Raw genomic sequence first — 25,926 nt, forward strand, 5'->3', positions numbered from 1 at the left:
ATGGAGAACTTCCGTCGGATCGTCAACAGGTTTTTATCACCCGCTTAACCTGCCCACCCCGCTGAAGCCCTCGCCATCAAAGGCTTCCCGCTTCTCCGCACCCCGGCGTCCGGAGCACGAAAGAGCGGAATTCTAGTCGCCGGCATCGGGACTTGCAAGCGATATTTTGACAAGCGTATTAACGGTGCTTGAAAACCGGTTTGCGCTTCTCCACGAACGCGGCCATGCCCTCTTTCTGGTCTTCGGTGGCGAAGAGTGAATGGAACAGGCGGCGCTCGAAATGCACGCCCTCCGCGAGCGTCGTTTCATAGGCTCGGTTGACCGACTCCTTGACCATCAGCACCGCCGGCAGCGGGAATTCCGCAATGGTGGCGGCCGCGCCGACCGCTTCGTCAAGCAGCGATGCCGCCGGGATCACGCGCGAAACCAGTCCGGCGCGCTCCGCTTCGGCGGCATCCATGAAACGGGCGGTCAAACAGAGGTCCATCGCCTTCGCTTTTGACACCGCCCGCGGCAAGCGCTGCGTGCCGCCCGCACCCGGCATGATCCCGAGCTTGATTTCCGGTTGACCGAACTTTGCCGTGTCGGCGGCGAAAATGATGTCGCACATCATCGCCAGTTCGCAGCCGCCGCCGAGCGCGAAGCCCGCCACCGCGGCAATGATCGGCTTACGGATCGAGCGAACCGTTTCCCAGTTGCGCGTGATGTAGTCGCCCTTGTAGACATCCATATAGGAGTACGACGCCATCATCCCGATGTCCGCGCCGGCCGCGAACGCTTTCTCGCTGCCCGTCACGACGATTGCGCCAATCGACTCGTCGCCGTCGAACTCGCGCAACGCAGCGCCTAGTTCGTCCATCAGCGCGTCATTCAGTGCATTCAGAGCCTTTGGACGGTTGAGCGTAATCAGTCCGACCCGTCCCCGCGTCTCAACCAGAATGTTTTCGTAAGCCATGCCGCCTCCATAAGGGTTAATCGCACGCGAAAAACGCTTCGCGCATCGTCCATAGTGATGCTACCATTCACCAACCAACCGGTCGGTCAATTATTCGACAGATATTTCCCCAACGTACAGCCGAGCCTCTTTGCCATGACACATCCGCTATTCACCAAGCACGAAGACACGCTGCACCAAGCGCTCGCCGCGCTCGAAACGCGCGGCTACTGGAGCCCGTTCGTCGAGATGCCCAGTCCGAAAGTGTACGGGGAAACAGCCAACGCGGACGGCGAAGCCGCGTTCAAGGCGCTTCTAGACAAAACGTTCGACCTGGACCAATCCTCGACGGAAGAGACCGTCGGCGCAGAGGTTTCGCCGTTCGGCTTCCAGCTCGGCGTGCGTTACCCGAAAGCCGACCCGAGCACGCTCATCGCCGCATCTGCCGCGGCGCAACGCGATTGGCGCGCGGCCGGCCCGCAGGCATGGATCGGCGTGAGCCTCGAAATCCTCGCGCGCCTGAATCGCGCCAGCTTCGAGCTCGGCTACAGCGTGATGCACACGACCGGTCAGGCGTTCATGATGGCCTTCCAGGCGGGGGGCCCACACGCGCAGGATCGCGCGCTCGAAGCGGTCGCGTATGCCTGGGATCAGCTGCGCCGTATCCCCGCCGACGCGCACTGGGAAAAGCCGCAAGGCAAAAACCCGCCGCTCGCGATGCACAAGCGCTACACCGTCGTGCCGCGCGGCATCGGCCTCGTGCTCGGCTGCTGCACATTCCCGACGTGGAACGGCTATCCGGGCCTGTTCGCCGATCTGGCCACCGGCAACACGGTGATCGTCAAGCCGCATCCTGGCGCGATCCTGCCGCTCGCACTGACCGTGCGCATCGCGCGCGACGTGTTGCGCGAAGCGGGCTTCGATCCGAACGTCGTCACGCTGCTGGCCACCGCCCCGAACGACGGCGCTCTCGTCCAGCAACTGGTCCAGCGCCCCGAGATCAAACTGATCGACTTCACGGGCAGCACCCAGAACGGCACCTGGCTCGAGCGCAACGCGCACCAGGCGCAGGTCTACACCGAAAAAGCTGGCGTCAACCAGATCGTCATCGACTCGGTCGACGACATCAAGGCGGCCGCGCGCAACATCGCGTTCTCGCTGGCGCTGTACTCGGGCCAGATGTGCACCGCGCCGCAAAATATCTACGTGCCGCGAGACGGCATTCGCACCGCGGAAGGCACGCTGAGCTTTGACGATGTCTCCCAGGCGCTTGCCGGCGCGGTGCAAAAGCTCGTCGCCGATCCGGCCCGCGCCGTCGAACTGCTCGGCGCGATCCAGAACGAAGGCGTCGTGCAGCGCATCGACGAAGCCGCCGGGCTCGGTCGCGTTCTCGTCGCGAGCCAGACGCTCGAACATCCGTCCTTTCCGGGCGCTCGCGTGCGCACCCCGCTCGTATTGCAACTCGACGCCTCGACCGACCACGCCCAGTTCACGAGAGAATGGTTCGGGCCGATCTCGTTCGTCATCGCGACGGACTCGACCGCGCAGTCGCTCGACCTCGCGGGCAACATCGCCACCGAGCACGGCGCGCTAACGCTGGCGGTCTACAGCACGGACGACGCCGTGCTCGACGCCGCGCACGAAGCGTCGATTCGCGGCGGCGTCGCACTGTCGATCAACCTGACCGGGGGCGTGTTCGTCAACCAGTCCGCGGCTTTTTCGGACTTTCATGGCACCGGCGCCAACCCGGCCGCCAATGCCGCGCTAGCCGATGCCGCTTTCGTCGCCAACCGCTTCCGTGTCGTTCAAAGCCGCGTTCATGTTGAACCGAAAGCGGCGCCCGCGGTAGCTGGCTGAACGGCATAAGAAGGCTTCAGCACAACGCACGACTTCGTCCTATGCCGTTCGGCGGATGGACCGAGTCGCGCGCTCTGACTAACATCAGACATCGGATCGGCATCACGCGCCGACGCTAGTCGAGCGACCGTGCCCATCGGCCAAAGAGAGTTTGAGGAGACACCCCATGTCATATGAAGCGATCCGGCTGGACATCGACTCATCGAGCCACGTCGCCACCATCACGCTGAACCGCCCGGACAAGCTCAACAGCTTCACGCGCGCGATGCATCAGGAACTCGGCGCGGCGCTCGACCAGGTCGAAAAGTCCGGCGCCCGTGCGCTCGTGCTCACCGGCGCGGGACGCGGCTTCTGCGCCGGCCAGGATCTCGGCGACCTCGATTTCACGCCCGGCGCGGTGACCGACCTCGGCGCCGTGATCGATGAATACTTCAATCCGTTGATCCGCCGTCTGCAAGCGCTACCGTTTCCGGTGATCGCGGCGGTCAACGGCACGGCCGCCGGCGCGGGCGCCAATCTCGCGTTGGCCTGCGACCTGGTGCTCGCAGCTCGCTCCGCGAGTTTCATCCAAGCGTTCGTGAAGATCGGCCTCGTGCCGGATTCGGGCGGGACGTGGTTCCTGCCGCAACGCGTTGGCATGGCACGCGCGCTCGGCCTCGCGATCACCGGCGACAAGCTCAGCGCCGACAAAGCCGAGAGCTGGGGCTTGATCTGGCAAGCGCTCGACGACGCCGAACTGGCTCCGGCCGCGGCAAAACTCGCGGCCCAGCTTGCCCAGCAACCGACGCGCGCGATCGCCGCGATCAAGCAGGCGATGCGTGCCGGCAAGACGCAAACGCTCGACCAGCAGCTCGATCTCGAGCGTGATCTGCAGCGCCAACTAGGCGCCTCGCACGATTACGCGGAAGGCGTGCAGTCATTTATCGAAAAGCGCGCGCCGCGCTTCGAGGGGCGTTGAGATGTCCGCGCAAACCACCCGCCCCGAGCAGATGACTGCCGACGAACTCGCCCGCGCGACAGCCGCCGCGATGTACGAAAACGACGCCTGCAGTCGCGCGCTCGGGCTCGAGATTCTCGAAGTGCGCCCCGGCTATGCGCGGCTGCGCATGGCGGTGCGCGACGTTTTCCTGAACGGCCATCAGTTCTGCCACGGCGGCCTGATCTTCACGCTCGCCGATTCGACCTTCGCCTTCGCCTGTAACACCTACAACATCAATACGGTTGCCGCCGGCTGCTCGATCGAATACCTCCGGCCGGTCTACGGCGGCGACGTGCTGAGCGCCGAAGCGGTCGAGCAGACATCGAGCGGGCGCACTGGCATCTACGATATTCGCGTCACGAATCGCGCCGGCGAGACCGTCGCGATGTTTCGCGGCAAGTCGGCACAAATCAAGGGCAACCTGATTCCCACCGGCGACTGACATTGAGCGGCGGCAAGCCAGAGCCGCCCTCGCGGACAACTGTCTGCGTGGCTCTCTGACGCCAACGCGTTACATATCAGACTCAGATACTGAAGCAGCAAGGAGACACTCGATGAGCACCGCTCTTCCGCTCGATCCGATCGAGACCGCCAGCCGCGACGAGCTCGCCGCGCTCCAACTTGAACGGCTCAAATGGTCGCTCGCCCATGCGTATGAAAATTCGCCGGTGTACCGGCGCAAGTTCGACGAAGCCGGTGTTCATCCGGGCGATGCCAAGTCGGTCTCGGACCTCGCGCGCTTTCCGTTCACGACGAAGAAGGATTTGCGCGACAACTATCCATTCGGCATGTTCGCGGTGCCGCAGGAGCAGATTTCGCGAATCCATGCATCGTCTGGGACGACCGGCAAGCCGACCGTCGTCGGCTATACGGCGCGCGACATCGACACGTGGGCGAATCTCGTCGCCCGTTCGGTACGCGCCGCCGGCGCGAAACGCGGCGACAAGGTGCACGTGAGCTACGGCTACGGCCTCTTCACGGGCGGCCTCGGCGCGCATTACGGCGCCGAGCGCGCGGGGCTCACCGTGATTCCGTTCGGCGGTGGCCAGACCGAAAAGCAGGTGCAGCTGATCCAGGACTTCCGGCCGGACATCATCATGGTGACGCCGAGCTACATGCTGTCGATCGCCGACGAACTCGAGCGCCAGGGTATCGATCCGGCTAGCTGCTCATTGCGCATCGGCATCTTCGGCGCTGAGCCGTGGACCAACGACATGCGCGAGGCGATCGAAAAACGCATGGGCATCGACGCGGTCGACATCTACGGTCTCTCCGAAGTGATGGGCCCGGGCGTCGCCTCGGAGTGCGTCGAGACCAAAGACGGCCCGACGATCTGGGAAGACCATTTCTATCCCGAGATCATCGACCCCGAAACGGGCGAGGTGCTGCCCGATGGCGAATTCGGCGAACTCGTGTTCACGTCGCTGACGAAAGAAGCGCTGCCGATCATCCGCTACCGCACGCGCGATCTCACGCGCCTGCTGCCGGGCAGCGCCCGCACGATGCGGCGTATGGAAAAAATCACGGGTCGCTCGGACGACATGATGATCGTCCGTGGCGTCAATGTGTTCCCGACGCAGATCGAAGAACTACTGCTCAAGCAGCACGCGCTGGCGCCACACTATCAGATCGTACTGACGAAGGAAGGGCCGCTCGACGTGTTGACGCTGAATGTCGAACCGTGCCCCGAAAGCGCGCCAGATACTTCCGCGCTAACCACCGCGAAAAACGCGCTGGCGTACGACATCAAGGCGCTGATTGGCGTAAGCGCGGTGGTTAACGTGCTGGCGGTGAATGGAATCGAGCGCTCGGTGGGCAAGGCGCGGCGGGTGGTCGACAAGCGCAAATCGGGGCTCTAAGTCAGGCAACCGGCAACGACGCGCAGCGTAAGAGCCCAACAAAAAACAGCGTCACGCACGGATCCTGATCCAAACGTGACGCCGATTTCCACGACTTCTATTGACGGCTTCGCGGCAGCCTCCAACCCGCCTCCCGAAAACCGCCGTAACTCGGCCTGCGCCCCACCGCCTCACGAATTCGGCAGCAGCAACCACATCCGGCCACCCTGCTTCATCTTGCCAGCCAGATCACCGGCATCGTCGCCGAGGCCCCAGAAGTAGTCGGCGCGCACGCCGCCTTTGATCGCGGTGCCCGTGTCCTGCGCGAACACGAGGCGGTTCATCGGCGAGTTCGTCAGCGGCCGTGTGGTCTGCAGGAACACTGGCGTGCCGAGCGGAATCGCGCTTGGGTCGACCGCAATCGAGCGCTCCGGCGTCAGCGGCACGCCGAGCGCGCCGATCGGACCGTCCGCACCGCCGCTCGGCATACTTTCGGCCGACGGCATCTCGCGGAAAAACACGAAGCGCGGATTGGTGTCGAGCAGTCCATCGACGCGAGTCGGATTCGCACGTGCCCATGCCTTGATGCCCTGCATCGTCGCCTGCGCGGGTGTAATCTCGCCATGATCGAGCAGCCAGCGCCCGATCGACTTGTACGGCTGATTGTTGGTACCGCCAAAGCCGACGCGCATCACGCTGCCGTCTTCCATCACGATGCGCCCGGAGCCCTGCACCTGCAAAAAGAACGCTTCGATCGGATCGTCGACCCACACGAGTTCGTTGCCGCTGAGCGCACCCGAGCGTTCGAGCTGGGCTCGCGCCGGCAACGGCGCCCCTGCGCGATAGCCGGCGGGCCAGCGGTACAGCGCTGTCTGATATACCCCATGCCGCGTGCGCGAGCCCCGCAGCAGGGGCTCGTAGTAACCGGTGACCAGACCGTCGAGCGTGCCGTCGCTATTCGCGAGCTGGAACGGCGTGAAGTAGGCTTCGAAGAAGGCGCGCGCGCCGGTGACGTCGAGATCGTCGATTTGCGCGGCGGCCGCGCATGCATGCGACCAGTTCGGCTGACGCGCGAGCCTCGTGCAGTTTTGCCGCAACGCGGCCGTCGCGCCGATCAGCGAGTCGTCCTGCCAGCCCGGCACCTGCTGCCACGCAACCGCGGTCAAGCGCGACGACGCGATCTGGCCGGGGATGATCGCCGCGCCGCTCGGCGGCGAAGGCCGGAGCGCGCCGCCGCCACCGCAGGAGGCAAGCAACACCGCAACCGACAATGCACCGACCCACGCGCCGGCTCGGCCGACAAAACGCATACAATGTTCGTTCTTGATGGAAACCGCCATGTCTGATTTGTTCGACGAATACCCGATGCTCATCTTCGCGCTGGAATCGCTGCTCGCGCTGTTCCTGCTCGTCTTTATCGTTGTGTGGACGTCGGCTGGCAAGAAAAAAGCGAGACATGTCAAGCCGGCGGAACGGTCCCAACAGCAAAAGCCGCAGTGACCGGGCCTGCGGGTTGCATGCAGAACCGCGCAACCCCTCGTGCATCAAGCGCTCGTCTGAGCGCTCATCCAACCACCCACTCAACTGCCCGCTGTGCCGCGCGCCCATACGAACTCATTAAAGACCGCGCAACACCGCGCCGGTTCAATGCAACGTTCGCGGCATGCGCAACACGAACTCCGGCACCGGCGCCTCGAAGCGCTCACCATCCTCCGCCACGCAGAAATAATCGCCGCGCATCGTGCCGACCGGCGTCGCGATCACTGCCCAACTCGTGTATTCGAAATGCTCGCCCGGCTTGAGCAGCGGCTGATGACCGACCACGCCCAGCCCTTTGACTTCCTGCACGGTGTTTTCGCTGTCGGTGATGATCCAGTGACGCGCGATCAACTGTGCGGGCACCTGGCCGGTGTTACGGATGGTCAGCGTGTAGGCAAAGGCGTACTGGCGACGCTCCGGGTCCGATTCTTCGGGCAGGTAGTGCACCTGCGCCGAGACGCTGAATTCGTACTGGCTCATCCTGATTCCGATCTGATCAAACGGGCTGTGAAAAATCGTGGAAGGCCCGAACGCCAATGGTCTGCGGGTGCAGCGGCGATGCGGCGCTCATGGAGTGGCATTCTGCTTGATGCGCGGCATGGCCGCAACCGAATACGCCTTTCGGCCAGCAGTGTCTAAGACGTTGGGACACGGCTGCTTTGCCGCGCCCAGTCTCCATGCCGTTTTTGCGCCGGCACTTTGCGAAGTTTCATCGCGCGATTCCGCCACGCCAACTGCGGCCAGCACCCCGGTCTGCACGCGTAAAACCGGTAAAATGGCGCTTTCCCGCTTGCATCCGCCCCCTGTCATGACGCAATTTCGCATCGCCCCTAGCATTCTCTCCGCCGACTTCGCCCGCCTGGGCGAAGAAGTCCGCAACGTCGTCGCCGCCGGCGCCGACTGGATCCACTTCGACGTGATGGACAACCACTACGTGCCGAACCTGACCATCGGCCCGCTCGTATGCGAAGCGATCCGCCCGCACGTGGACGTGCCAATCGACGTGCACCTGATGGTGCGTCCCGTCGACCGCATCGTGCCGGACTTCGCGAAAGCCGGCGCGAACCTGATCAGCTTTCACCCGGAAGCGTCGGATCACATCGACCGCACGCTGTCGCTGATCCGCGACCACGGCTGCAAGGCCGGCCTCGTGTTCAATCCGGCGACGTCGCTGAACTATCTCGATCATGTGATGGACAAGGTCGACCTCGTGCTGATCATGTCGGTGAACCCGGGCTTCGGCGGCCAGTCGTTCATCCCCGAGGCGCTCAACAAGCTGCGTGAAGCGCGCAAACGCATCGACGCGTACACCGAGCGCACCGGCCGCGACATCCACCTCGAAGTGGACGGCGGCGTGAAGGTCGACAACATCGCGGAAATCGCGGCGGCCGGCGCGGACACGTTCGTGGCTGGCTCGGCGATCTTTGGCCAGCCCGATCACAAGGTCGTGATCGACAAGATGCGCGCCGCCCTCGCGACCGTCCAGCGTTAAAAACCACCGCCTCATGACCACTTCGTATCCCGCCCCGACGTTTACCGGCCCGCGCCTCGAAGCCGCGATCATCGACCTCGACGGCACGATGATCGACACGGCCGACGACTTCACCGCCGGCCTGAACGGTATGCTCGCTCAGCTCGACGCGGAGGAAACGACGCGCGAGGAAGTGGTCGGCTATGTCGGCAAGGGTTCGGAGCATCTGATCCGCAGCGTGCTTGCGCCGCGCTTCGAAGCCGAGCACGCGCAAGAGCGCTTCGACGAAGCGCTCGCGATCTATCAGGCCGAGTACGCGAAGATCAACGGCGTGCACACGCGGCTTTATCCAGACGTCGAGGCCGGTCTGCGCGCGCTGCGCGACGCGGGCCTGAAGCTCGCCTGCGTGACCAACAAGCCGCACCGCTTCGCGCTCGAATTGCTGCAGCAGTACCGGCTTGCACCGTATTTCAGCGTCGTGCTCGGCGGCGACAGTCTCGCGAAAAAGAAGCCCGACCCGCTTCCGATGCTAACCGCCGCTGCGCAGCTCGGCGTCGAGCCGAGCGCCACGGTGGCGATCGGCGACTCGGAAAACGACGCGCTGGCGGGCCGCGCGGCCGGCATGGCGACGCTGACCGTGCCCTACGGGTACAACCACGGCCAAGCTATACAAACGATAAAATCCGATGGTATAGTTGCCTCGCTGCTCGACGCCGCCAGGGCGATCGCAGCGCATCAATCCACGACTTAACAGTCCTTCATCCTCATGTTTCTGAATAAAAAACGGAGTCTGATTAGCATCGACCGGGGAGCCTGGCCCTGGCGTCGCTGGTCGCGCTAACCTCGCCTGAGGTACGCTGAAGCTCGTCTTCGGCAACCGTTTTTTACTTCGCTGCGCTCACGCGCTTTTTCCATCGATCTGTTTTTGCGCACCTGCATCGGCTGATTGAGCCTGCGCGTACCCGCAAGGTACCGTTGCTCATCCGCACCGCTCGCACGCGCCGATGGAAGACCCGCGCCGGTCGGTATCATTGTGTCGAGAACGTCGACCCACGCCCTGACCGGAGGCGCTTAGCCCCGCTTTGCCCGACGCTTGCTGCCGCCGGACCACCGTACAGGATCGGAACATGACCGAACTCGAATTCCAGTCCCTCGCCAACGAGGGTTTCAACCGCATCCCGCTGATCGCCGAAGCGCTCGCCGACCTCGAGACGCCGCTGTCGCTGTACCTGAAGCTCGCGCAGACCGAGCGCAACGGCGCGAACTCGTTCCTGCTGGAGTCGGTGGTCGGCGGCGAACGCTTCGGGCGTTATTCGTTCATCGGCCTGCCGGCGCGGACTTTCATGCGCACGCGCAACGGCGTGTCGGAAGTGGTCCGCGACGGCAAGGTCGTCGAGACGCACGACGGCGATCCGCTCGCGTTCATCCAGCAATTCCAGGCGCGCTTCAAGGTCGCGCAACGCCCGGGGCTGCCGCGCTTCACGGGCGGTCTCGCCGGCTACTTCGGCTATGACGCGGTGCGCTACATCGAGAAGAAGCTCGCGCACAGCGCGCCGAAAGACGACCTCAATCTGCCCGACATCCAACTGCTGCTGACCGAGGAAGTCGCCGTCATCGACAACCTCGCCGGCAAGCTCTATCTGGTGGTCTACGCCGACCCGACTCAGGCTGAGGCCTACACGAAAGCGAAGCACCGTCTGCGCGAACTACGCCAGCGGCTGCGCGTCACCGTCGAGCCGCCCGTCGTGTCGGCCAGCGTGCGCACCGAGATCTACCGCGAATTCGCGAAAGACGACTACCTGGCCGCCGTGCGCAAGGCGAAGGAATACATCGCCGCCGGCGAACTGATGCAGGTGCAGGTCGGCCAGCGCCTGATCAAGCCGTACCGCGACAATCCGCTGTCGCTGTATCGCGCGCTGCGCTCGCTGAATCCGTCGCCGTACATGTACTACTACAACTTCGGCGACTTCCACGTGGTCGGCGCGTCGCCGGAGATTCTGGTGCGCCAGGAAAAGCGCGCCGAGGACCGTATCGTCACGATCCGCCCGCTCGCCGGCACCCGTCCGCGCGGCAACACGCCCGAGCGCGATGCCGCGCTCGCGACCGAGCTGCTGAACGATCCGAAGGAAATCGCCGAGCATGTGATGCTGATCGACCTCGCGCGCAACGACGTCGGCCGCATCGCGCAGATCGGCTCGGTGGTCGTGACCGACAAGATGGTGATCGAGAAGTACTCGCACGTGCAGCACATCGTCAGTTCGGTCGAAGGCAAGCTCAAGAACGACATGACCAATTTCGACGTGCTGCGCGCCACCTTCCCGGCCGGCACGCTGTCGGGCGCGCCGAAGGTCCGCGCGATGGAGCTGATCGACGAGCTCGAGCCCGTCAAGCGTGGCCTGTACGGCGGGGCGGTCGGCTATCTGTCGTTCACCGGCGAGATGGATCTGGCCATCACGATCCGCACCGGCGTGATCGCGAACGGCAATCTGTATGTGCAGGCGGCCGCAGGCGTGGTCGCCGATTCGGTGCCCGAATCCGAATGGCAGGAGACCGAGAACAAGGCACGCGCGGTAATGCGCGCCGCCGAGCAGGTCCAGGACGGCCTCGATAGCGACTTCTGACCGGAGACACACCATGCTGCTCATGATCGACAACTACGACTCGTTCACCTACAACCTGGTGCAGTACTTCGGCGAACTCGGCGAAGACGTGCGCACCTATCGCAACGACGAAATCACGCTCGACGAAATCGCCAGGCTGAACCCCGAGCGCATCTGCCTGTCGCCGGGCCCGAGCAATCCGCAACACGCGGGCATCACGCTCGACGTGCTGCGCGAATTCGCCGGCAAGACGCCGATTCTCGGCGTGTGCCTCGGCCATCAGGCGATCGGCGAGGCGTTCGGCGGCCGCGTCGTGCGCGCGCAGACCATCATGCATGGCAAGGTCAGCACGATCGAAACCGACTGCAAGGGCGTATTCGCGGACCTGCCGAAGCATTTCACGGTGACGCGCTACCACTCGCTCGCGATCGAACGCGAATCGCTGCCCGACTGCCTCGAAGTATCGGCATGGACTGAAGACGGCGAAATCATGGGCGTGCGCCACAAGGAACTGGCCGTGGAAGGCGTGCAGTTCCACCCGGAATCGATCCTGTCCGAACACGGCCACGCGCTGCTCGAAAACTTCGTCAAGCAGTCGAAGCTCGCCGTCGGCGGCAAGGCCTCGAATCACGCGGCGTCCCGCAATGCCTGACACAAAGGGAGACGAGATCATGTCCATTACGCCCCAGGAAGCCTTGCAGCGGACCATCGAGCACCGCGAGATTTTTCACGACGAAATGCTGCACCTGATGCGCCTCATCATGCGCGGTGAGCTGTCGCCCGTGATGTCGGCGGCGATCATCACCGGCCTGCGCGTCAAAAAAGAGACCATCGGCGAAATCACCGCGGCCGCCACGGTGATGCGTGAATTTGCCCGGCACGTCGACGTGCAGGACAACTCGAACTTCGTCGATATCGTCGGCACCGGCGGCGACGGCGCGCACACGTTCAACATTTCCACCGCGACGATGTTCGTGTCGGCCGCGGCGGGCGCGAAGGTCGCAAAGCACGGCAATCGCGGCGTATCGAGCAAGTCGGGCAGCGCGGACGTGCTCGAAGCGCTCGGCGTCAACATCGATCTGCAGCCGGAGCAGGTCGCGGCATCGATTGCGGAAACGGGCATGGGCTTCATGTTCGCACCGAACCATCATCCGGCGATGAAAAACGTCGCGCCGGTACGCCGGGAACTCGGCATCCGCACGATCTTCAATATCCTCGGGCCGCTCACCAATCCGGCCGGCGCGCCGAACCAGCTGATGGGCGTGTTTCACCCCGACCTCGTCGGCATTCAGGTACGCGTGATGCAGCGCCTCGGCGCCAGGCACGTGCTCGTCGTGTACGGGATGGACGGCATGGACGAAGTGTCGCTCGGCGGCGCCACGCTGGTCGGCGAGTTGCGCGACGGCGAGATCCGCGAGTACGAGATCCACCCGGAAGACTTCGGCATGCAGATGGTGTCGAACCGCACGCTCAAAGTCGCCGACGCGGGCGAGTCGAAGGTCATGCTGCTCGACGCACTCAGCAACAAACCCGGCGTCGCGCGAGAAATCGTCACGCTGAACGCCGGCACGGCACTTTATTCGGCGAATGTAGCGACTACGATCGCGGACGGCATCGAGCTCGCGCGTGAGGCGATCGCGAGCGGCAAGGCACGCGCGAAGGTCGACGAACTGGTGCGCTTCACCCAGCAATTCAAGCAGTAATCACGTAGCGAGACATTTATGAGCGACATCCTCGACCGCATCATCGCGGTCAAACGCGAAGAAGTCCGGGCGGCCGAGCAAAGCGTGCCGCTCGAAGAACTGCGGCTCGATGCGTCTTCGCGCGATCTCCGCGACTTCGTCGGCGCGTTGCGCGCCAAGCACACGGCGGGTCTCGCCGCGGTGATCTCAGAAGTGAAGAAGGCGAGCCCGTCGAAGGGCGTGCTGCGCGAGCACTTCGTGCCGGCCGACATCGCGCGTTCGTACGAGAAGCACGGCGCGGCGTGCCTGTCCGTGCTGACCGACGTGCAGTTCTTCCAGGGCAGCGTCGCCTATCTGCAGCAAGCGCGCGCCGCGTGCCAGTTGCCGGTGATACGCAAGGACTTCATCGTCGATCCGTATCAGGTGGTCGAAGCACGCGCGATGGGAGCCGACGCGATCCTGCTGATCGCCGCTGCGCTCGAAACCGCCGAGATGCGGGACCTCGAAGCGCTCGCGCATTCGCTGGGTCTCGCGGTGCTCGTCGAAGTGCACGACAGCGATGAACTCAAGGAAGCGCTGACGCTGAAGACGCCACTGATCGGCATCAACAACCGCAATCTGCGCACCTTCGAAACCTCGCTCGACACGACGCTCGGCATGCTCGACGCGATTCCCGACGATCGCATCGTCGTGACCGAATCGGGCATCCTGTCGCGCGACGACGTCGAGCGCATGCGCGCGCGGAACGTGCACACCTTCCTCGTCGGCGAAGCGTTCATGCGCGCGGACGATCCGGGCGTGGAACTTGCGCGGATGTTTTTCTGAGCGACGTATCGACGTATCGACGTATCGACGTATCGACGTATCGACGTATCGACGTATCGACGTATCGACGTATCGGCGTATCGGGCGCAGAGAAATCCACGCAACAAGGACACCCAGAATGGGCATGGAACGCGAAATCAAGCTGGCGCTGCCGGCTTCGCAAGTGCAGGCGGCGACGCAGTGGTTCGCCGCGCGCGCCGGCAAGAACGGACGCGCGATCAAGCTCGTGAACATTTACTTCGATACGCCGCAGTTGACGCTGGCGTCGTCAAAGAGCGCGCTGCGTCTACGGCAGACCCCGGACGGCTGGCTGCAGACCTTCAAGACGGTCGGCACGGCGAAGAACGGCTTGCATCGCCGGCACGAATGGGAATTGCCGGTCGCGGGCGCGAAGCTCGAAATCGAATCGTTGCTGAGCGCTTGCGACGAACCCGCCGCCGCGGATGCACTGAAGCAGGCCGCGCCTGCGCTGATCGAGCTGTTCCACACCAATTTCACACGCACGCTATGGCTGCTCGACTCCGACGGCGCTCAGATCGAGGCGGCGATCGATCAGGGCGACGTGCTTGCCGAAGTCGACGATGAAGCGCGCCGCGCGCCGATCTCGGAGATCGAGCTCGAACTGAAATCGGGCGACGAAGCGGCGCTTCACACGCTCGCCGCCGAACTCGGCAAACAGATTGCCGGCCTCGCGCCGGATGACGTCAGCAAGGCGCAGCGCGGGTATCGGTTGCGCGCCAGGTGAGCGCGTTGCCCGAAACCCGGCGGCACCTCATGCGCTCGCTTGCCGCAACTTGAGCTAGTCCGCGTTTGCTGCGACACTTCCCCGCCATGACCTCCGCTTCCCGCACCCGCTCCAGTTTGCCGCAGGCATCGTTGTTCGACGATTTCGCGCCCGCCCCCACCGCAGCCTCCGCCGACCCCACCGCCGCCCCGCCCACGCTCGAAGCACAATTCGCCGCGCTACCCGCGGCCTGGCGCGCGCATCTGAAGCCCTTCATCGACAGCGACACCTACGCGCCGCTGTGCCGCTTCGTCGACGGTGAGCGTGCCGCCGGCAAAACGATCTATCCGGCCGACGTGTTCCGCGCGCTCCGCCTGACGAGCCCCGACGAAGTGAAAGTCGTAATCCTCGGCCAGGACCCGTACCACGGCGAAGACCGCGGCACGCCGCAGGCGCACGGCCTCGCGTTTTCGGTCGCGCCGCACGTGCGGCCGCCACCGTCGCTGCGCAACATCTTCAAGGAAATCGCCGCGAGTCTCGGTCACCAGACGCCGCAGCACGGTTGCCTCGACAGCTGGGCCAAACAGGGCGTGCTGCTGCTGAACACGGTGTTGACCGTCGAGCGCGACAGCGCCGCAAGCCACGCGAAACGCGGCTGGGAGAAATGTACAGACACGCTGATCCACGAACTCGCGACGCGGCATCAGAACCTCGTCTTCATGCTGTGGGGCGCGCATGCGCAGGCGAAGCGCGCGCTACTCGGCGGCAAGTCGCACTATGTGCTGGAGGCGCCGCATCCGTCGCCGCTGTCCGCACATCGCGGCTTTCTCGGTTGCGGGCATTTCGCGAAGGCGAACGAATATCTGGTGCAGCACGGCCGGGAGCCGATCGACTGGCGTCTACCGGACGACGCGCAAATGCTTGCGTGAGAGCGTCGTCGTCAGAAGATTGCGATACACAACGAAAACGCCACGGAGGGTGAACCCATCCGTGGCATTATTCTTTTCACCGCTCGCGCCGCATCGAAGCGGCGCAATGCGGCAGGACAAACTCGCTTAAACCGCGGCGATCGCTTCGCGTGCCGAGCTCAGCGCGGCGTTCGCGGCGTCCGGGCCCATGTTCAGCCCTTCGGCGTAGATGAAGTTCACGTCGGTCATACCGAGGAAGCCGAGGAAGCTCTTCAGGTACGGCGTCTGGCTATCGTTCGGCGTGCCGAGATACTTGCCGCCGCGCGCCGACACGACGTGGACCTTCTTGCCCGTCACGAGGCCTTCCGGACCGTTCGCGGTGTAACGGAACGTGATGCCCGCACGTGCGATGAAGTCGAAGTACGTCTTCAGTTGCGACGAGATGCCGAAGTTGTACATCGGAGCACCGATCACGATGACGTCGGCGGCTTGCAGTTCGGCGATCAGCGCTTCGCTGCGTGCGGCGATCGCGGCCTGTTCCGGGGTGCGCTGGTCGGCCGGCGTGAAGAACGCGCCGAGCACGGCGTCGTCGAGGTGCGGCAGCGGTTCGGCTTGCAGGTTACGGACGACGACTTGCGCGCCCGGATTCGACTGTTGCAGCTTTTCCGTCAGCTCGTTGACGAGAAGCGTCGAGTTCGCGCCTTGCGAACGGGCTGCCGAGTTGATTTGCAGGATCGTGGTCATGGTTGACTCCAGTAGGGGCGCGCAGTGTTGCGCGAGTGAAGTCATTGTGTTTTTTTACCGGCCGGCGAAAAAGCCGTCCGGCGGCGAAGGATTGTTGCATGTGTAGAACAATCCACCGCCCTCCTCCGCCGATTGACGACGGGACAGGCGACGATCGGTGGGCCGCCCGGGGCGGCCCACCACCGCGCCGATCACTTCGCGAGCCAGCGCTCGCAGGCCTTGCGCGCGGCGGGACGGTTATCGCTGACCGCGAGCTTGTAGCGCGCCACTTCGGGGCCGTCGAGCTTCACCTGCGTGACGCGCAGCTCGTCGCGGCGGAACGCGTGCACGTCGACTTTCGCGCCCGGCTGATAGCGCGACAGCAGAGCATCGATATTCCCGCCGGTCACGCGCAGACCATCAATCGCGATCAGCACGTCGCCAGCGGAGAGGCCCGCCTTTTGCGCGGCGCTGCCCTCGTGCACGGTCGCTAGCGCGCAATCCGCGCCGCCGCGTAGCCGCACGCCGAGCGACGGCTTGCCGTTTTTGTCGACGTCCGGCGCGAGCGCCACGCCGAACGGCGCGAGCAGCGCGTCAAGCGGCAGATCGCGCGTGCCGCGCACGCCCTCGGCGAACAGTTCGGCCAGTTGCGCGCCGCTCGCTTCCGCGAAAATCGCCTCGATCTCGCTTTCGTCGACGCCGACCAGCTTGCCTCGATAAAAATCACGGCCAAAGCGCTTCCACAGCAGCCGCATCACGTCGTCGAGCGATTTCTGGTGGCCGGTCTGCGCGCGGATCGTCAGGTCGAAGGCGAGCGCGATCAGCGAGCCCTTCGTGTAATAGCTGACGATCGCGTTCGGCGCGTTCTCGTCCTGCCGGTAGTACTTGACCCACGCATCGAACGAGCTTTCGGCGACGCTCTGCTTCAGGCGCCCGCTGCCGCGCTGCACGCCGCCGATCACCTTGCCGAGCAGGCCGAAATAGTCGTCCTGCGAGATCACGCCGCTGCGTACGAGAATCAGGTCGTCGTAATACGACGTGAAGCCCTCGAACAGCCACAGCATCGACGTGTAGTTTTCGACGCCGAGGTCATACGGCGCGAACACGGCCGGCTTGATCCGCTTCACATTCCACGTGTGGAAATACTCGTGGCTGCACAGACCGAGATAGGTCCGGTAGCCCTCGCTCATCGCCTCGCGGCCCTGCACCGGCAGATCGGTGCGATTGCAGATCAGCGCGGTAGACGCGCGATGCTCGAGCCCGCCGTAACCGTCGGTGACGGCCTGCGTCATGAACACGTAGCGCTCGACCGGCGCCTTCTTCGACTTCGGTTCGAACAACGCAATCTGCGCTTCGCAGATGCGCTTCAGGTCCTTGCACAGACGCTCCATGTCGAGCCCGATCACGCGACCGCCGATCACGACGTCGTGCGGCACGCCGTGCGCCTTGAACGTCGCGAGCGCGAATTCCCCGAGCGTCACAGGATGGTCGATCAGTTCGTCGTAGTTCTGCGCGCGGTATTCGCCGAAGCCGTAGCGCTTCGTGCCGCGCGCTTCCGGCAGGGCGGTCGCGACGCGCCAGCCGCGATACGCGGCGCCCTGCGGCTTCTGGATATCGACCACGCACTGCGCGTCCTCATGGCCGAGCGGCGACAGGAACACGCTAGTGCCGTTGAAAAAGCCGATCGTGTCGTCCAGATGCGCGGCGCGCACCGACAGGTCCCATGCGTACACCTCGTAGCGCAGCGTCAAGGCTCCCTTGACCGGCGCGGCCTGCCACGTGTGCTTGTCGATCTTCTCGACGCGCACCTTGCGGCCCGCGTCGTTCACCGCGCGCAACGTGACGATGTTGCGCGCGAACTCGCGCACCATGTAGCTGCCCGGAATCCACACCGGCAGCATGAAACGCTGGCCGGCCGGATCGGGATCGGCGACGGTCACGGTGACTTCGAACAGGTGGGCGGCGGGGTTACCCGGAACGATGGTGTAGCGGATCGGCTTCATCGGCGGCGCTTGGGAGTGTCAGGAAAGTGAGGCAGAGAAGTTCGGGGCTCGATGCGAAAGGAGGCGCTGCGTGCGCCTCCTTCAGTTCGAACCTTGCATCTGTTGCGCGCCCGGGGCGTGCGTGGCGCTGTGGCCAGCGCGCTGTTCAGTGCACGGCCGACAGTTCCTTGTCGAGCCGATCTGCGGGCACCGCGCCGGGCAGGCGGCGACCGTCGGCGAGAAACACCGTCGGCGTGCCCTCGACGTTCATCGAGCGGCCGAGCGCGAGATTCTTGTCGATCGCGGCGGTGTCGCAAGTGGCGGCGGCGGTCGGCGCCTGACGGTCCTGCATCCACGATTCCCACGCCTTCGCGCGATCGGCCGAGCACCAGATCGACTTCGACTTGGCCGTCGAATCCGGCGACAGCACCGGGTACAGGAACGTGTAGACCGTCACGTTGTCGATCGACAGCAGCGTTTTTTCGAGCTGCTTGCAGTACGGGCAGTTGGGATCGGAGAACACTGCGATCTTGCGCGCGCCGTTGCCGCGCACGACCTTCACCGCGTTGCCGAACGGCAGGCTCGCGAAGTCGATGCGGTTGGTTTCCGACAGGCGTGCCTCGGTCAGATTCTTGCGCGTCTTCGAGTCCACCATGTCGCCGAGCATCAGGTAGTCGCCGCTCGCATCGCTGTAGATGATCTGCGTGCCGAGATTCACTTCGTACAGACCCGCGATCGGCGTCTTCGACACGCCCTTGATCGTCACGTCGGACAGACGGGTTTGCAAGGTGGCTTTGAGCTTGTCGGTGGTCTGGTCGGCCTGCGCCGAGCAGCCGAGCGTAGCGGCACCGATCGCGAGCGCGGCGACGGCGATGCGGAAGGTCTTTTTCATGCTGGAGTCCTGGAGTCAGTCGCGCACCTGCGCGTTTTTTACGTTCCGGCCGCGCGTTTCGGCCGCCTATCTGTTGAACCAGGCTCGATCAGGATCGATCGGGGTCGGATAAGGGACGGATCGCTGCGCGTCGACCCGGTCATGATACCTGTCCCGGGCGCCCGTGACCGGCCATCGGCTATCCGCCCGACGCCTCGTTGCGGTTTACCCCAGCGCGGCCGACACGAGCCAGCGCTTGATGAATGGCTGCGCGCCGACGAACGCCATGCCGGTATTGCGCACGGCGCGCGCGAGCGGACCGGGCACCGAGAACAGTTTCTGCAGGCCGTCGGTGGCGATCATCAGCGCGCGAATGTCTTCGCGGCGCGCGCGTTCGTAGCGACGCAGCAGCACCATGTCGCCGAGGTCGCGGAACGACTCCTTGCCGCCGATCGTGCTCGCGAGCGCGGCGACGTCGCGCAAGCCGAGGTTCATGCCCTGTCCTGCCAACGGATGGATCAGATGCGCGGCATCACCGACCAGCGCGACACGCGGGGCGACGAGCCGGTCCACGGTCTGCAACGCGAGCGGGAAGCCCTGCGCGGGCGTCACGCAGTCGAGCGCACCGAACTGTTCACCGCTCACGTGCTCGACTTCGGCGGCGAGCCGCTCGGGATCGAGCGCGAGCAACTGCTCGGCGTGTTCGGTTCGGGCCGACCAGACCAGCGACACGTGGCCGTCCGGCATCGGCAGCAACGCGATGATCTCGCCGTCGCGGAACCACTGATACGCGGTTTCGCCGTGCGGCTTCGCAGCCTTGAAATTGGCGACCACACCGATCTGTCTGTAGTCGCGGCGCACCATCTTCGAGCCGATCTGCGCGCGCACCCACGAATGCGCGCCGTCCGCGCCGACTACCAGATCCGCTTCGAGCACGCTGCCGTTCGCGAGGCCGACGCTCGCGTTGTCGACGGAGAAATCGAGCGCCTGCGCGCGCGTGTCGATCCACGTGAGGTTCGGCTGGAAGCGCAGCGCGGCATCGAGCGCGCGCTCGATCACCGACGACTCGACGATCCACGCAAGCTGCGGCACCGATGCCTGAAAAGCCGAGAAATGCAGCTCGGCATGCGCGTCGCCGTAGACGCGCATGTCGTAGACGGGGCCGAGCCGTGTGTGATCGAGCGCCTGCCAGACCCGCAGCCGTTCGAGCAAGGCCTGCGAACTCGACGACAACGCATAGACGCGCGAGTCGAAGACAGCACCCGCGGGCAGCGCCGCGCAAGGCTGCGCGAGCAGTGCGACGCGCAGTCCGGCTTGCGTGAGCGCGAGCGCCGCGGTCTTGCCGACGAGCCCGCCGCCGATCACGGCGGCATCAAAGGTCTGGTGGTGTGCGTTCATGCGCGCATTATAGCCGCGGGGGGTGCGGGGGACGGATCGACAAGCGCGGCCGTTGGGCTCTGTGCGCGGGGCGTCGCGGGCTCGTGCCGGACATGGTGTGTGGGGTGACAGCCTGAGGTTGTCGGCGGGTCTGCGCGAGTCTGATGCCGACCGCTGGCGCAATCCGCACTTCACGCGTCGGCGGCCACGCGCATCTGCCTCCCGGGCGGGTGGCCGCGCGGCCTCGATGCGTCGTGCTAGTGCGTCGCGGCGCTTGCCGCGAGCGCCGCGTTCGCCTCGCGCATGCGCATGAAGTCGCGATCGGACGAGAGGTTGCGCCACGCGGCCGCCTCGAGCTCCGCCTTGCGATCGCGCTGATCGCTGCGTACCGCGCAGTCGGGGAACACGCGGTCGAACACGCGCCACAGCGAGTCGTAGTCGTTCTTATCGGCAAACCGCGCGATGTCGGCGTGATCTTCGTGCGACAGGTGGGTCGTCAAACAATCGATGGTCTAACGGTCCGTGGTGGCCTGCGCTTCGTCGAAATTCGGCGCGACCCATGTCGCGACCGAGCCCACCACGACCGCGGCGACGACGCCGATCCCAACCCATCTGATGATTCCCACGCTGCTCCCCCGGAAATTGGGGCTCTGCCGACTCTGACCTGACGATTCTACAGTGGCTTCGCGCAAATGCGCCGGCGGGTCCGCGCGGGCGAACGGGTTACAATTGCGCTTTCCGTGAAAACTCGCACTCAATCGTCGAGCCAACGCCCCGATTCGGTGTCTTGTCCGCTCCGCTGAGCCTGCCGCGCCCCACCTTACGCGAAGGCTTTCCGAATCCGCGCGCAGCGTCGAGCGCATCACGCAACCTACTGATTCACCGAAGGATTTCCATGAGCCTCAAATGCGGCATCGTCGGCCTGCCCAACGTCGGCAAGTCCACCCTGTTCAACGCGCTGACCAAGGCGGGCATCGCCGCCGAAAACTATCCGTTCTGCACGATCGAGCCGAACGTCGGCATCGTCGAGGTGCCGGACGCGCGGCTGAAGGCGCTCGCCGAAATCGTCAAGCCGGAGCGCATCCTGCCGGCCGTGGTCGAGTTCGTCGACATCGCCGGTCTGGTGGCCGGCGCGAGCAAGGGCGAAGGCCTCGGCAACCAGTTCCTCGCGAACATCCGCGAAACCGACGCGATCACGCACGTCGTGCGCTGCTTCGAAGACGACAACGTGATTCACGTCGCGAACAAGATCGATCCGCTGTCGGACATCGAGGTGATCAACACCGAACTCGCGCTTGCCGACCTCGCCACCGTCGAGAAGGCGCTCGCGCGCTATTCCAAGGCGGCCAAGTCGGGCAACGACAAGGAAGCCGCGAAGAACGCGGCGGTGCTGGAGAAGGTCCGCGCGCAGCTCGACCAGGCGAAGCCGGTCCGCGCGCTCGATCTGACCGATGAAGAAAAGGCCACGCTCAAGCCGTTCTGTCTGATCACCGCGAAGCCGACGATGTACGTCGCCAACGTGAAGGAAAACGGCTTCGAGAACAACCCGCACCTCGACGCGATCACGAAGTTCGCGGCCGCGGAAGGCGCGCCGGTCGTGGCCGTGTGCGCGGCGGTCGAAGCGGAAATCGCCGACCTCGACGAAGCCGACATGGAAGTCTTCCTCGCCGACATGGGCATGCATGAGCCGGGCTTGAACCGCGTGATCCGCGCGGGCTTCAAGCTGCTCGGCCTGCAGACCTACTTCACGGCCGGCGTGAAGGAAGTGCGCGCGTGGACGATCCACGTCGGCGACACGGCGCCGAAGGCAGCCGGCGCGATCCACACCGACTTCGAGCGCGGCTTCATCCGCGCGCAGACGATCAGCTTCGACGACTACATCACCTACAAGGGTGAACAAGGCGCGAAGGAAGCCGGCAAGATGCGCGCGGAAGGCAAGGAATACGTCGTGCATGATGGCGACGTGATGAACTTTTTGTTCAACGTCTAAAGCCGACTACTGCTTCCAACAGAGCACGAGTGCGTTGAATGGAAGGCCAACTACCCGGATTTCAAATAGGTAGCCTTCTGAATGAGATTCGCCGCGGCTTTCTATTGTTCGCGCAGTCCTAGCAATGCAGAGGGAAGCCTCGAGGTAATCAATCACCTGAGGGGTAAGGTAATAATGGTGTCAAACGTACAGTAACCCATTCAGACCGGTTGGCTCGTTGAAGCGATTGTCCGGACAGTGAGGCTTTCATGTCGCATACCGTTTTTATCCAGCGCGTAGTGCTGCGCAACTACAAGAGCATCGGTCACTGTGACGTCCGCTTGCAGCCCCTGACATATCTTGTCGGGCAGAACGGTGCTGGCAAAAGCAATTTTTTAGATGCCTTGCACTTCGTTCGCGATGCTTTGGCAGGTTCCTTGGACAACGCGATTAATGAACGAGGTGGGTTGAATGAAGTGCGGCGACGTTCGAGTGGACATCCAACGCATTTCGGCATCCGGATCGAGTTTCGACTCAAGGATGGTCGCTACGGATGGTATGCCTTCGACATCGGTGCCATGGCCAGCGGAGGCTATGAAGTACAACACGAAAAATGTGTGATCGATGGCATCGGCAAGGGACCTTTCTTCCGCATAGAGAAAGGCCGCTTACTCGACAGTAGCGAAACTGCCTTTCCTGCCATTACCGCTGACCGGTTGGCTCTCGTGGCGGCATCAGGCTTCACGGCATTCAGGCCCGTGTTCGATGCCTTAACTGCGATGGGGTTTTATAACCTAAACCCCAAATTGATGCGTGAGCTTCAAAAGCCGCAGGATGGCCGTTTGCTTAAGCCCGTGGGCGAAAATATCGCTAGCGTCATCGGTCATCTCGAGCGCGTGGCACCGGATCGCGTGGAGGCCATCAAAGAATACCTCCAGTCAGTCGTGCCCATGGTGCATGGCGTGGAGCGCAAGGCCATCGGTCCAATGGAGACGCTCGAGTTTCGACAGGATATGGCAGGAGCCAAGTATCCGTGGAAATTTCTGGCTCAGAACATGTCCGACGGCACCTTGCGTGCGCTCGGTGTGTTGACAGCGCTACTCCAAACCAATGTTGATTACGCGCCCACTTTGATCGGCATTGAAGAGCCGGAAACGGCGCTGCACCCGGCAGCGAGTGCGGCCTTAAGAGAGGTTTTAGTTCAGTCGGCCAAGCACACACAAGTGCTTGTGACTAGCCATAGCCCTGATCTGCTAGATGATCGTGGTATCGACGTAGACGCCATCCTAGCCGTCGTCTCTGAGGGAGGGGAAACACAGATTGCTCCGTTGGACCAAGCTTCCCGTCAAGTGTTGCGTGATCATCTGTTTTCCGCCGGAGAACTATTACGAATGAACCAGTTGGCGCCTGACCGCCAAATCATCAAGCAGCAAAGCGAAGTCCAGTTCGATTTGTTCAGCGAGGTGCGGTCGTGATTCCCATCGCGTCGATTGTGGAGGGTGATGGGGAAGTCTCGGCATTGCCGATACTCTTGCGAAGAATGGCTGCCCAATGGTCTCCTGACACGGTGATAAACCCTCTACAGCCTATTCGGGTACGGCGAGACAAGTTTTTGAACAAAGAAGAGGAATTCCGCAGGCAATTGCTCCTGGCGGCTGCCAAGACTGGCGAGGATGGATGGATCTTGATCGTACTAGATGCGGATGACGATTGCCCGGCAAGACTCGGACAGAAGATATTCGAGCGCGCACGACAATACGTGCCACATCGGCGGTTATCGGTTGTCCTGGCGAATCGAGAGTTCGAGGCTTGGTTCATTGCGGCGGCGCCGTCCCTTGACGGAGCGCGTGGCTTTTCTATTGCACCCACTGAATTACTAGATGCAGAGACTCCGCGTAATGCCAAAGGATGGATGAGAGAGCATATGCAAAGTGGCACGTACAGCGAAATACTCGATCAACCTGCATTCACCGCAAGGATGGATCTGCAACAAGCATTGGACAACAGCCGCTCGTTTCGCAAGTTGCACAGGGAATGGCAGACCCATGTCTCTCAGCGTCCTTGAACCGAAAATTCAAACCGAAACACACCTTGGCTTGGCGCTCAATATCGTCCCCTTGAGCCTCCAACGCTGTCCGGTCACCTCGAATTTTCGCCTCCCGTTTATTTCTTTTCCCTGACAGCCAATGCTAAATTTCGGCTTCCGGCGCGCCGCCGCCGGAATGTCATCGAACACAACTAGAATCGCGCGATTCGCGTCCGCGCCCCTTCCGAACCGGAGACAAAAACGATGAATTACAAGCCGCTGTTCCGTTCACTTTCCGTCGCCGCTGTATTGAGCATCGGCGTCAGCCAGGCGGCTCACGCCGCGACCGAAATCCAGTTCTGGCACGCCATGGAAGCCGCACTGGGTGAACGTCTGAACGACATCGCGAACGACTTCAACAAATCGCAAAACGACTACAAGATCGTGCCCGTGTTCAAGGGCACCTACGACCAGACCCTCGCCGCCGGCATCGCTGCCTATCGCAGCGGCAACGCGCCGGCCATCCTGCAGGTCTACGAAGTCGGCACCGCGACGATGATGCAGGCGAAGAAAGCCATCGTCCCGGTCACGCAGGTATTCAAGGACGCGGGCCTGCCGCTCGATCAGAAAGCCTTCGTGCCGACCATCGCGAGCTATTACAGCGACTCGAAAACCGGCGAACTGATCTCGATGCCGTTCAACAGCTCGACGCCGGTGCTGTACTACAACAAGGATGCGTTCAAGAAGGCTGGCCTCGATCCCAACCAGCCGCCGAAGACCTGGGCCGAGTTGCACACCGATGCGCAGAAGCTGAAGGCCTCGGGCATGTCGTGCGGCTACTCGTCGGGCTGGCAAAGCTGGATTCAGCTCGAGAACTACAGCGCGTGGCATGCGGCGCCGTTCGCGTCGCGTAACAACGGCTTCGACGGCATGGACGCGCAGCTCGAATTCAACAAGCCGCTGCAGGTCGCGCACATCCAGTTCCTGCAGAACATGGCGAAGGACGGCACGTTCACCTATGTCGGCCGCAAGGACGAACCGGTGTCGAAGTTCTATAGCGGCGACTGCGGCATCATCACGAACTCGTCAGGCTCGCTCGCGACGATCAAGAAATACGCGAAGTTCAACTTCGGCACCGGCATGATGCCGTACGACGACAGCGTGAAGGGTGCGCCGCAGAACGCGATCATCGGCGGGGCGAGCCTGTGGGTGCTGTCGGGCAAGGATCCGGCTGTCTACAAGGGCGTCGCGAGGTTTCTCGCCTATCTGGCCACGGCGCCAGTCGCCGCGAAGTGGCATCAGGACACCGGCTATCTGCCGATCGCGACCGCCGCGTACGATCTGACGCGCCAGCAGGGCTTCTACGACAAGAACCCCGGCAGCGACACCGCGATCCGCCAGATGCTGAACAAGCCACCGCTGCCGTTCACGAAGGGCCTGCGTCTGGGCAACATGCCGCAGATCCGCACCGTGATCGACGAAGAACTCGAGCAGGTGTGGGCGGACAAGAAGACGCCGCAACAGGCGCTCGACTCGTCCGTCGCGCGCGGCGACGACCTGCTGCGCCGCTTCGAAAAGGCCGGTAACTAAGCATCGCCTGCAGGCAGGTTCCGGCGCTCCC

At 63.6% G+C, this 25,926-nt stretch carries 25 protein-coding genes; 17 read left to right on the plus strand and 8 right to left on the minus strand.

Translation table 11 applies throughout. The features are described 5' to 3' along the window. Positions 1 to 178 precede the first annotated feature (178 nt). Complete coding sequence (locus HDG39_RS23565; RefSeq protein ID WP_184009093.1) at positions 179 to 955, minus strand: enoyl-CoA hydratase; 777 nt, start codon at positions 953 to 955, stop codon at positions 179 to 181. 135 nt (positions 956 to 1,090) lie between these two features. On the opposite strand from HDG39_RS23565, the gene paaN reads away from it, so the two are divergent. The 4 genes from paaN (at position 1,091) to paaK (ending at position 5,629) form a co-directional block, all read left to right on the plus strand. After that, positions 1,091 to 2,791 (plus strand): phenylacetic acid degradation protein PaaN, encoded by a 1,701-nt coding sequence (paaN, locus tag HDG39_RS23570; protein WP_184009094.1) that lies wholly within the window; start codon positions 1,091 to 1,093, stop codon positions 2,789 to 2,791. Positions 2,792 to 2,957: 166 nt separating this feature from the next. Continuing rightward, positions 2,958 to 3,749 (plus strand): 2-(1,2-epoxy-1,2-dihydrophenyl)acetyl-CoA isomerase PaaG, encoded by a 792-nt coding sequence (gene paaG, locus HDG39_RS23575; RefSeq protein ID WP_184009096.1) that lies wholly within the window; start codon positions 2,958 to 2,960, stop codon positions 3,747 to 3,749. Position 3,750: 1 nt separating this feature from the next. Continuing rightward, complete coding sequence (gene paaI / locus HDG39_RS23580) at positions 3,751 to 4,212, plus strand: hydroxyphenylacetyl-CoA thioesterase PaaI (RefSeq protein ID WP_184009098.1); 462 nt, start codon at positions 3,751 to 3,753, stop codon at positions 4,210 to 4,212. A 112-nt stretch (positions 4,213 to 4,324) separates the two neighbouring features. After that, positions 4,325 to 5,629, plus strand: coding sequence for a phenylacetate--CoA ligase PaaK (paaK, locus tag HDG39_RS23585; RefSeq protein ID WP_184009100.1), 1,305 nt, complete (start codon positions 4,325 to 4,327; stop codon positions 5,627 to 5,629). Positions 5,630 to 5,799: 170 nt separating this feature from the next. Here the strand turns inward: paaK and mltA are convergent, their stop codons facing one another. After that, positions 5,800 to 6,918, minus strand: a complete 1,119-nt coding sequence (gene mltA, locus HDG39_RS23590; protein WP_221305839.1) for a murein transglycosylase A — start codon at positions 6,916 to 6,918, stop codon at positions 5,800 to 5,802. A gap of 16 nt (positions 6,919 to 6,934) precedes the next feature. On the opposite strand from mltA, the gene HDG39_RS34680 reads away from it, so the two are divergent. Next, entirely contained in the window at positions 6,935 to 7,108 is a 174-nt protein-coding gene (locus HDG39_RS34680; RefSeq protein WP_221305850.1) for a hypothetical protein, read from the plus strand. Between the two features lie 144 nt (positions 7,109 to 7,252). Here the strand turns inward: HDG39_RS34680 and apaG are convergent, their stop codons facing one another. Continuing rightward, entirely contained in the window at positions 7,253 to 7,627 is a 375-nt protein-coding gene (gene apaG / locus HDG39_RS23595) for a Co2+/Mg2+ efflux facilitator ApaG/CorD (protein WP_184009102.1), read from the minus strand. Between the two features lie 328 nt (positions 7,628 to 7,955). Between apaG and rpe the strand changes: the two genes are divergently transcribed. The 8 genes from rpe to HDG39_RS23635 all read left to right on the plus strand — a co-directional run bounded on the left by rpe (position 7,956) and on the right by HDG39_RS23635 (position 15,378). Continuing rightward, on the plus strand, positions 7,956 to 8,639 hold the full coding sequence (gene rpe, locus HDG39_RS23600; protein ID WP_018420129.1) for a ribulose-phosphate 3-epimerase: 684 nt from the start codon (positions 7,956 to 7,958) through the stop codon (positions 8,637 to 8,639). 13 nt (positions 8,640 to 8,652) lie between these two features. After that, positions 8,653 to 9,369 (plus strand): phosphoglycolate phosphatase, encoded by a 717-nt coding sequence (locus HDG39_RS23605; protein WP_184009103.1) that lies wholly within the window; start codon positions 8,653 to 8,655, stop codon positions 9,367 to 9,369. Between the two features lie 376 nt (positions 9,370 to 9,745). Next, positions 9,746 to 11,239: an anthranilate synthase component I gene (trpE, locus tag HDG39_RS23610; RefSeq protein ID WP_184009105.1), complete on the plus strand. Its 1,494-nt coding sequence runs from the start codon at positions 9,746 to 9,748 to the stop codon at positions 11,237 to 11,239. A gap of 13 nt (positions 11,240 to 11,252) precedes the next feature. Next, positions 11,253 to 11,870 carry an aminodeoxychorismate/anthranilate synthase component II gene (locus tag HDG39_RS23615; RefSeq protein ID WP_184009107.1) on the plus strand — a complete coding sequence of 206 codons (618 nt, stop codon included), beginning with the start codon at positions 11,253 to 11,255 and terminating at the stop codon, positions 11,868 to 11,870. A gap of 19 nt (positions 11,871 to 11,889) precedes the next feature. Next, positions 11,890 to 12,921: an anthranilate phosphoribosyltransferase gene (gene trpD / locus HDG39_RS23620; RefSeq protein WP_184009109.1), complete on the plus strand. Its 1,032-nt coding sequence runs from the start codon at positions 11,890 to 11,892 to the stop codon at positions 12,919 to 12,921. An 18-nt stretch (positions 12,922 to 12,939) separates the two neighbouring features. Beyond that, positions 12,940 to 13,725 (plus strand): indole-3-glycerol phosphate synthase TrpC, encoded by a 786-nt coding sequence (gene trpC, locus HDG39_RS23625; protein ID WP_184009111.1) that lies wholly within the window; start codon positions 12,940 to 12,942, stop codon positions 13,723 to 13,725. Positions 13,726 to 13,843: 118 nt separating this feature from the next. Beyond that, positions 13,844 to 14,470 carry a CYTH domain-containing protein gene (locus HDG39_RS23630; RefSeq protein WP_184009113.1) on the plus strand — a complete coding sequence of 209 codons (627 nt, stop codon included), beginning with the start codon at positions 13,844 to 13,846 and terminating at the stop codon, positions 14,468 to 14,470. 86 nt (positions 14,471 to 14,556) lie between these two features. After that, the gene (locus tag HDG39_RS23635) at positions 14,557 to 15,378 is read left to right on the plus strand and encodes a uracil-DNA glycosylase (protein ID WP_184009115.1); all 822 of its coding nucleotides are present in this window, start codon (positions 14,557 to 14,559) and stop codon (positions 15,376 to 15,378) included. Positions 15,379 to 15,504: 126 nt separating this feature from the next. On the opposite strand, the gene HDG39_RS23640 is transcribed toward HDG39_RS23635, so the two are convergent. From HDG39_RS23640 to HDG39_RS23660, 5 genes are all read right to left on the minus strand, one after another. Beyond that, positions 15,505 to 16,101, minus strand: a complete 597-nt coding sequence (locus tag HDG39_RS23640; protein WP_184009117.1) for an FMN-dependent NADH-azoreductase — start codon at positions 16,099 to 16,101, stop codon at positions 15,505 to 15,507. Positions 16,102 to 16,292: 191 nt separating this feature from the next. Further along, positions 16,293 to 18,083: a M61 family metallopeptidase gene (locus HDG39_RS23645; RefSeq protein WP_184009119.1), complete on the minus strand. Its 1,791-nt coding sequence runs from the start codon at positions 18,081 to 18,083 to the stop codon at positions 16,293 to 16,295. Between the two features lie 145 nt (positions 18,084 to 18,228). After that, positions 18,229 to 18,954 carry a DsbC family protein gene (locus HDG39_RS23650; protein ID WP_018420119.1) on the minus strand — a complete coding sequence of 242 codons (726 nt, stop codon included), beginning with the start codon at positions 18,952 to 18,954 and terminating at the stop codon, positions 18,229 to 18,231. A 204-nt stretch (positions 18,955 to 19,158) separates the two neighbouring features. Next, positions 19,159 to 20,331 (minus strand): UbiH/UbiF family hydroxylase, encoded by a 1,173-nt coding sequence (locus HDG39_RS23655; protein WP_184009121.1) that lies wholly within the window; start codon positions 20,329 to 20,331, stop codon positions 19,159 to 19,161. A gap of 236 nt (positions 20,332 to 20,567) precedes the next feature. Further along, complete coding sequence (locus HDG39_RS23660; RefSeq protein WP_260328214.1) at positions 20,568 to 20,810, minus strand: hypothetical protein; 243 nt, start codon at positions 20,808 to 20,810, stop codon at positions 20,568 to 20,570. Positions 20,811 to 21,205: 395 nt separating this feature from the next. On the opposite strand from HDG39_RS23660, the gene ychF reads away from it, so the two are divergent. The 4 genes from ychF to ugpB all read left to right on the plus strand — a co-directional run bounded on the left by ychF (position 21,206) and on the right by ugpB (position 25,895). After that, complete coding sequence (ychF, locus tag HDG39_RS23665; RefSeq protein WP_184009123.1) at positions 21,206 to 22,300, plus strand: redox-regulated ATPase YchF; 1,095 nt, start codon at positions 21,206 to 21,208, stop codon at positions 22,298 to 22,300. Positions 22,301 to 22,548: 248 nt separating this feature from the next. After that, positions 22,549 to 23,754, plus strand: coding sequence for an AAA family ATPase (locus tag HDG39_RS23670; RefSeq protein ID WP_184009125.1), 1,206 nt, complete (start codon positions 22,549 to 22,551; stop codon positions 23,752 to 23,754). A gap of 17 nt (positions 23,755 to 23,771) precedes the next feature. Next, the gene (locus tag HDG39_RS23675; RefSeq protein WP_311735895.1) at positions 23,772 to 24,344 is read left to right on the plus strand and encodes a DUF4276 family protein; all 573 of its coding nucleotides are present in this window, start codon (positions 23,772 to 23,774) and stop codon (positions 24,342 to 24,344) included. 225 nt (positions 24,345 to 24,569) lie between these two features. Beyond that, positions 24,570 to 25,895, plus strand: coding sequence for a sn-glycerol-3-phosphate ABC transporter substrate-binding protein UgpB (ugpB, locus tag HDG39_RS23680; RefSeq protein WP_184009129.1), 1,326 nt, complete (start codon positions 24,570 to 24,572; stop codon positions 25,893 to 25,895). Positions 25,896 to 25,926 lie beyond the last annotated feature (31 nt).

The sequence above is a fragment of the Paraburkholderia lebeckiae genome, assembly GCF_014201005.1.
In the GTDB taxonomy this organism is placed as follows: Bacteria; Pseudomonadota; Gammaproteobacteria; order Burkholderiales; family Burkholderiaceae; genus Paraburkholderia; species Paraburkholderia tuberum.

Bases quoted from the DNA above. Each gene is read 5' to 3' on its own strand.
- HDG39_RS23565 (WP_184009093.1), bottom strand. From the start codon at position 955: ATGGCTTACGAAAACATTCTGGTTGAGACGCGGGGACGGGTCGGACTG.
- paaN (WP_184009094.1), top strand. From the start codon at position 1,091: ATGACACATCCGCTATTCACCAAGCACGAAGACACGCTGCACCAAGCG.
- paaG (WP_184009096.1), top strand. From the start codon at position 2,958: ATGTCATATGAAGCGATCCGGCTGGACATCGACTCATCGAGCCACGTC.
- paaI (WP_184009098.1), top strand. From the start codon at position 3,751: ATGTCCGCGCAAACCACCCGCCCCGAGCAGATGACTGCCGACGAACTC.
- paaK (WP_184009100.1), top strand. From the start codon at position 4,325: ATGAGCACCGCTCTTCCGCTCGATCCGATCGAGACCGCCAGCCGCGAC.
- mltA (WP_221305839.1), bottom strand. From the start codon at position 6,918: ATGCGTTTTGTCGGCCGAGCCGGCGCGTGGGTCGGTGCATTGTCGGTT.
- HDG39_RS34680 (WP_221305850.1), top strand. From the start codon at position 6,935: ATGGAAACCGCCATGTCTGATTTGTTCGACGAATACCCGATGCTCATC.
- apaG (WP_184009102.1), bottom strand. From the start codon at position 7,627: ATGAGCCAGTACGAATTCAGCGTCTCGGCGCAGGTGCACTACCTGCCC.
- rpe (WP_018420129.1), top strand. From the start codon at position 7,956: ATGACGCAATTTCGCATCGCCCCTAGCATTCTCTCCGCCGACTTCGCC.
- HDG39_RS23605 (WP_184009103.1), top strand. From the start codon at position 8,653: ATGACCACTTCGTATCCCGCCCCGACGTTTACCGGCCCGCGCCTCGAA.
- trpE (WP_184009105.1), top strand. From the start codon at position 9,746: ATGACCGAACTCGAATTCCAGTCCCTCGCCAACGAGGGTTTCAACCGC.
- HDG39_RS23615 (WP_184009107.1), top strand. From the start codon at position 11,253: ATGCTGCTCATGATCGACAACTACGACTCGTTCACCTACAACCTGGTG.
- trpD (WP_184009109.1), top strand. From the start codon at position 11,890: ATGTCCATTACGCCCCAGGAAGCCTTGCAGCGGACCATCGAGCACCGC.
- trpC (WP_184009111.1), top strand. From the start codon at position 12,940: ATGAGCGACATCCTCGACCGCATCATCGCGGTCAAACGCGAAGAAGTC.
- HDG39_RS23630 (WP_184009113.1), top strand. From the start codon at position 13,844: ATGGGCATGGAACGCGAAATCAAGCTGGCGCTGCCGGCTTCGCAAGTG.
- HDG39_RS23635 (WP_184009115.1), top strand. From the start codon at position 14,557: ATGACCTCCGCTTCCCGCACCCGCTCCAGTTTGCCGCAGGCATCGTTG.
- HDG39_RS23640 (WP_184009117.1), bottom strand. From the start codon at position 16,101: ATGACCACGATCCTGCAAATCAACTCGGCAGCCCGTTCGCAAGGCGCG.
- HDG39_RS23645 (WP_184009119.1), bottom strand. From the start codon at position 18,083: ATGAAGCCGATCCGCTACACCATCGTTCCGGGTAACCCCGCCGCCCAC.
- HDG39_RS23650 (WP_018420119.1), bottom strand. From the start codon at position 18,954: ATGAAAAAGACCTTCCGCATCGCCGTCGCCGCGCTCGCGATCGGTGCC.
- HDG39_RS23655 (WP_184009121.1), bottom strand. From the start codon at position 20,331: ATGAACGCACACCACCAGACCTTTGATGCCGCCGTGATCGGCGGCGGG.
- ychF (WP_184009123.1), top strand. From the start codon at position 21,206: ATGAGCCTCAAATGCGGCATCGTCGGCCTGCCCAACGTCGGCAAGTCC.
- HDG39_RS23670 (WP_184009125.1), top strand. From the start codon at position 22,549: ATGTCGCATACCGTTTTTATCCAGCGCGTAGTGCTGCGCAACTACAAG.
- ugpB (WP_184009129.1), top strand. From the start codon at position 24,570: ATGAATTACAAGCCGCTGTTCCGTTCACTTTCCGTCGCCGCTGTATTG.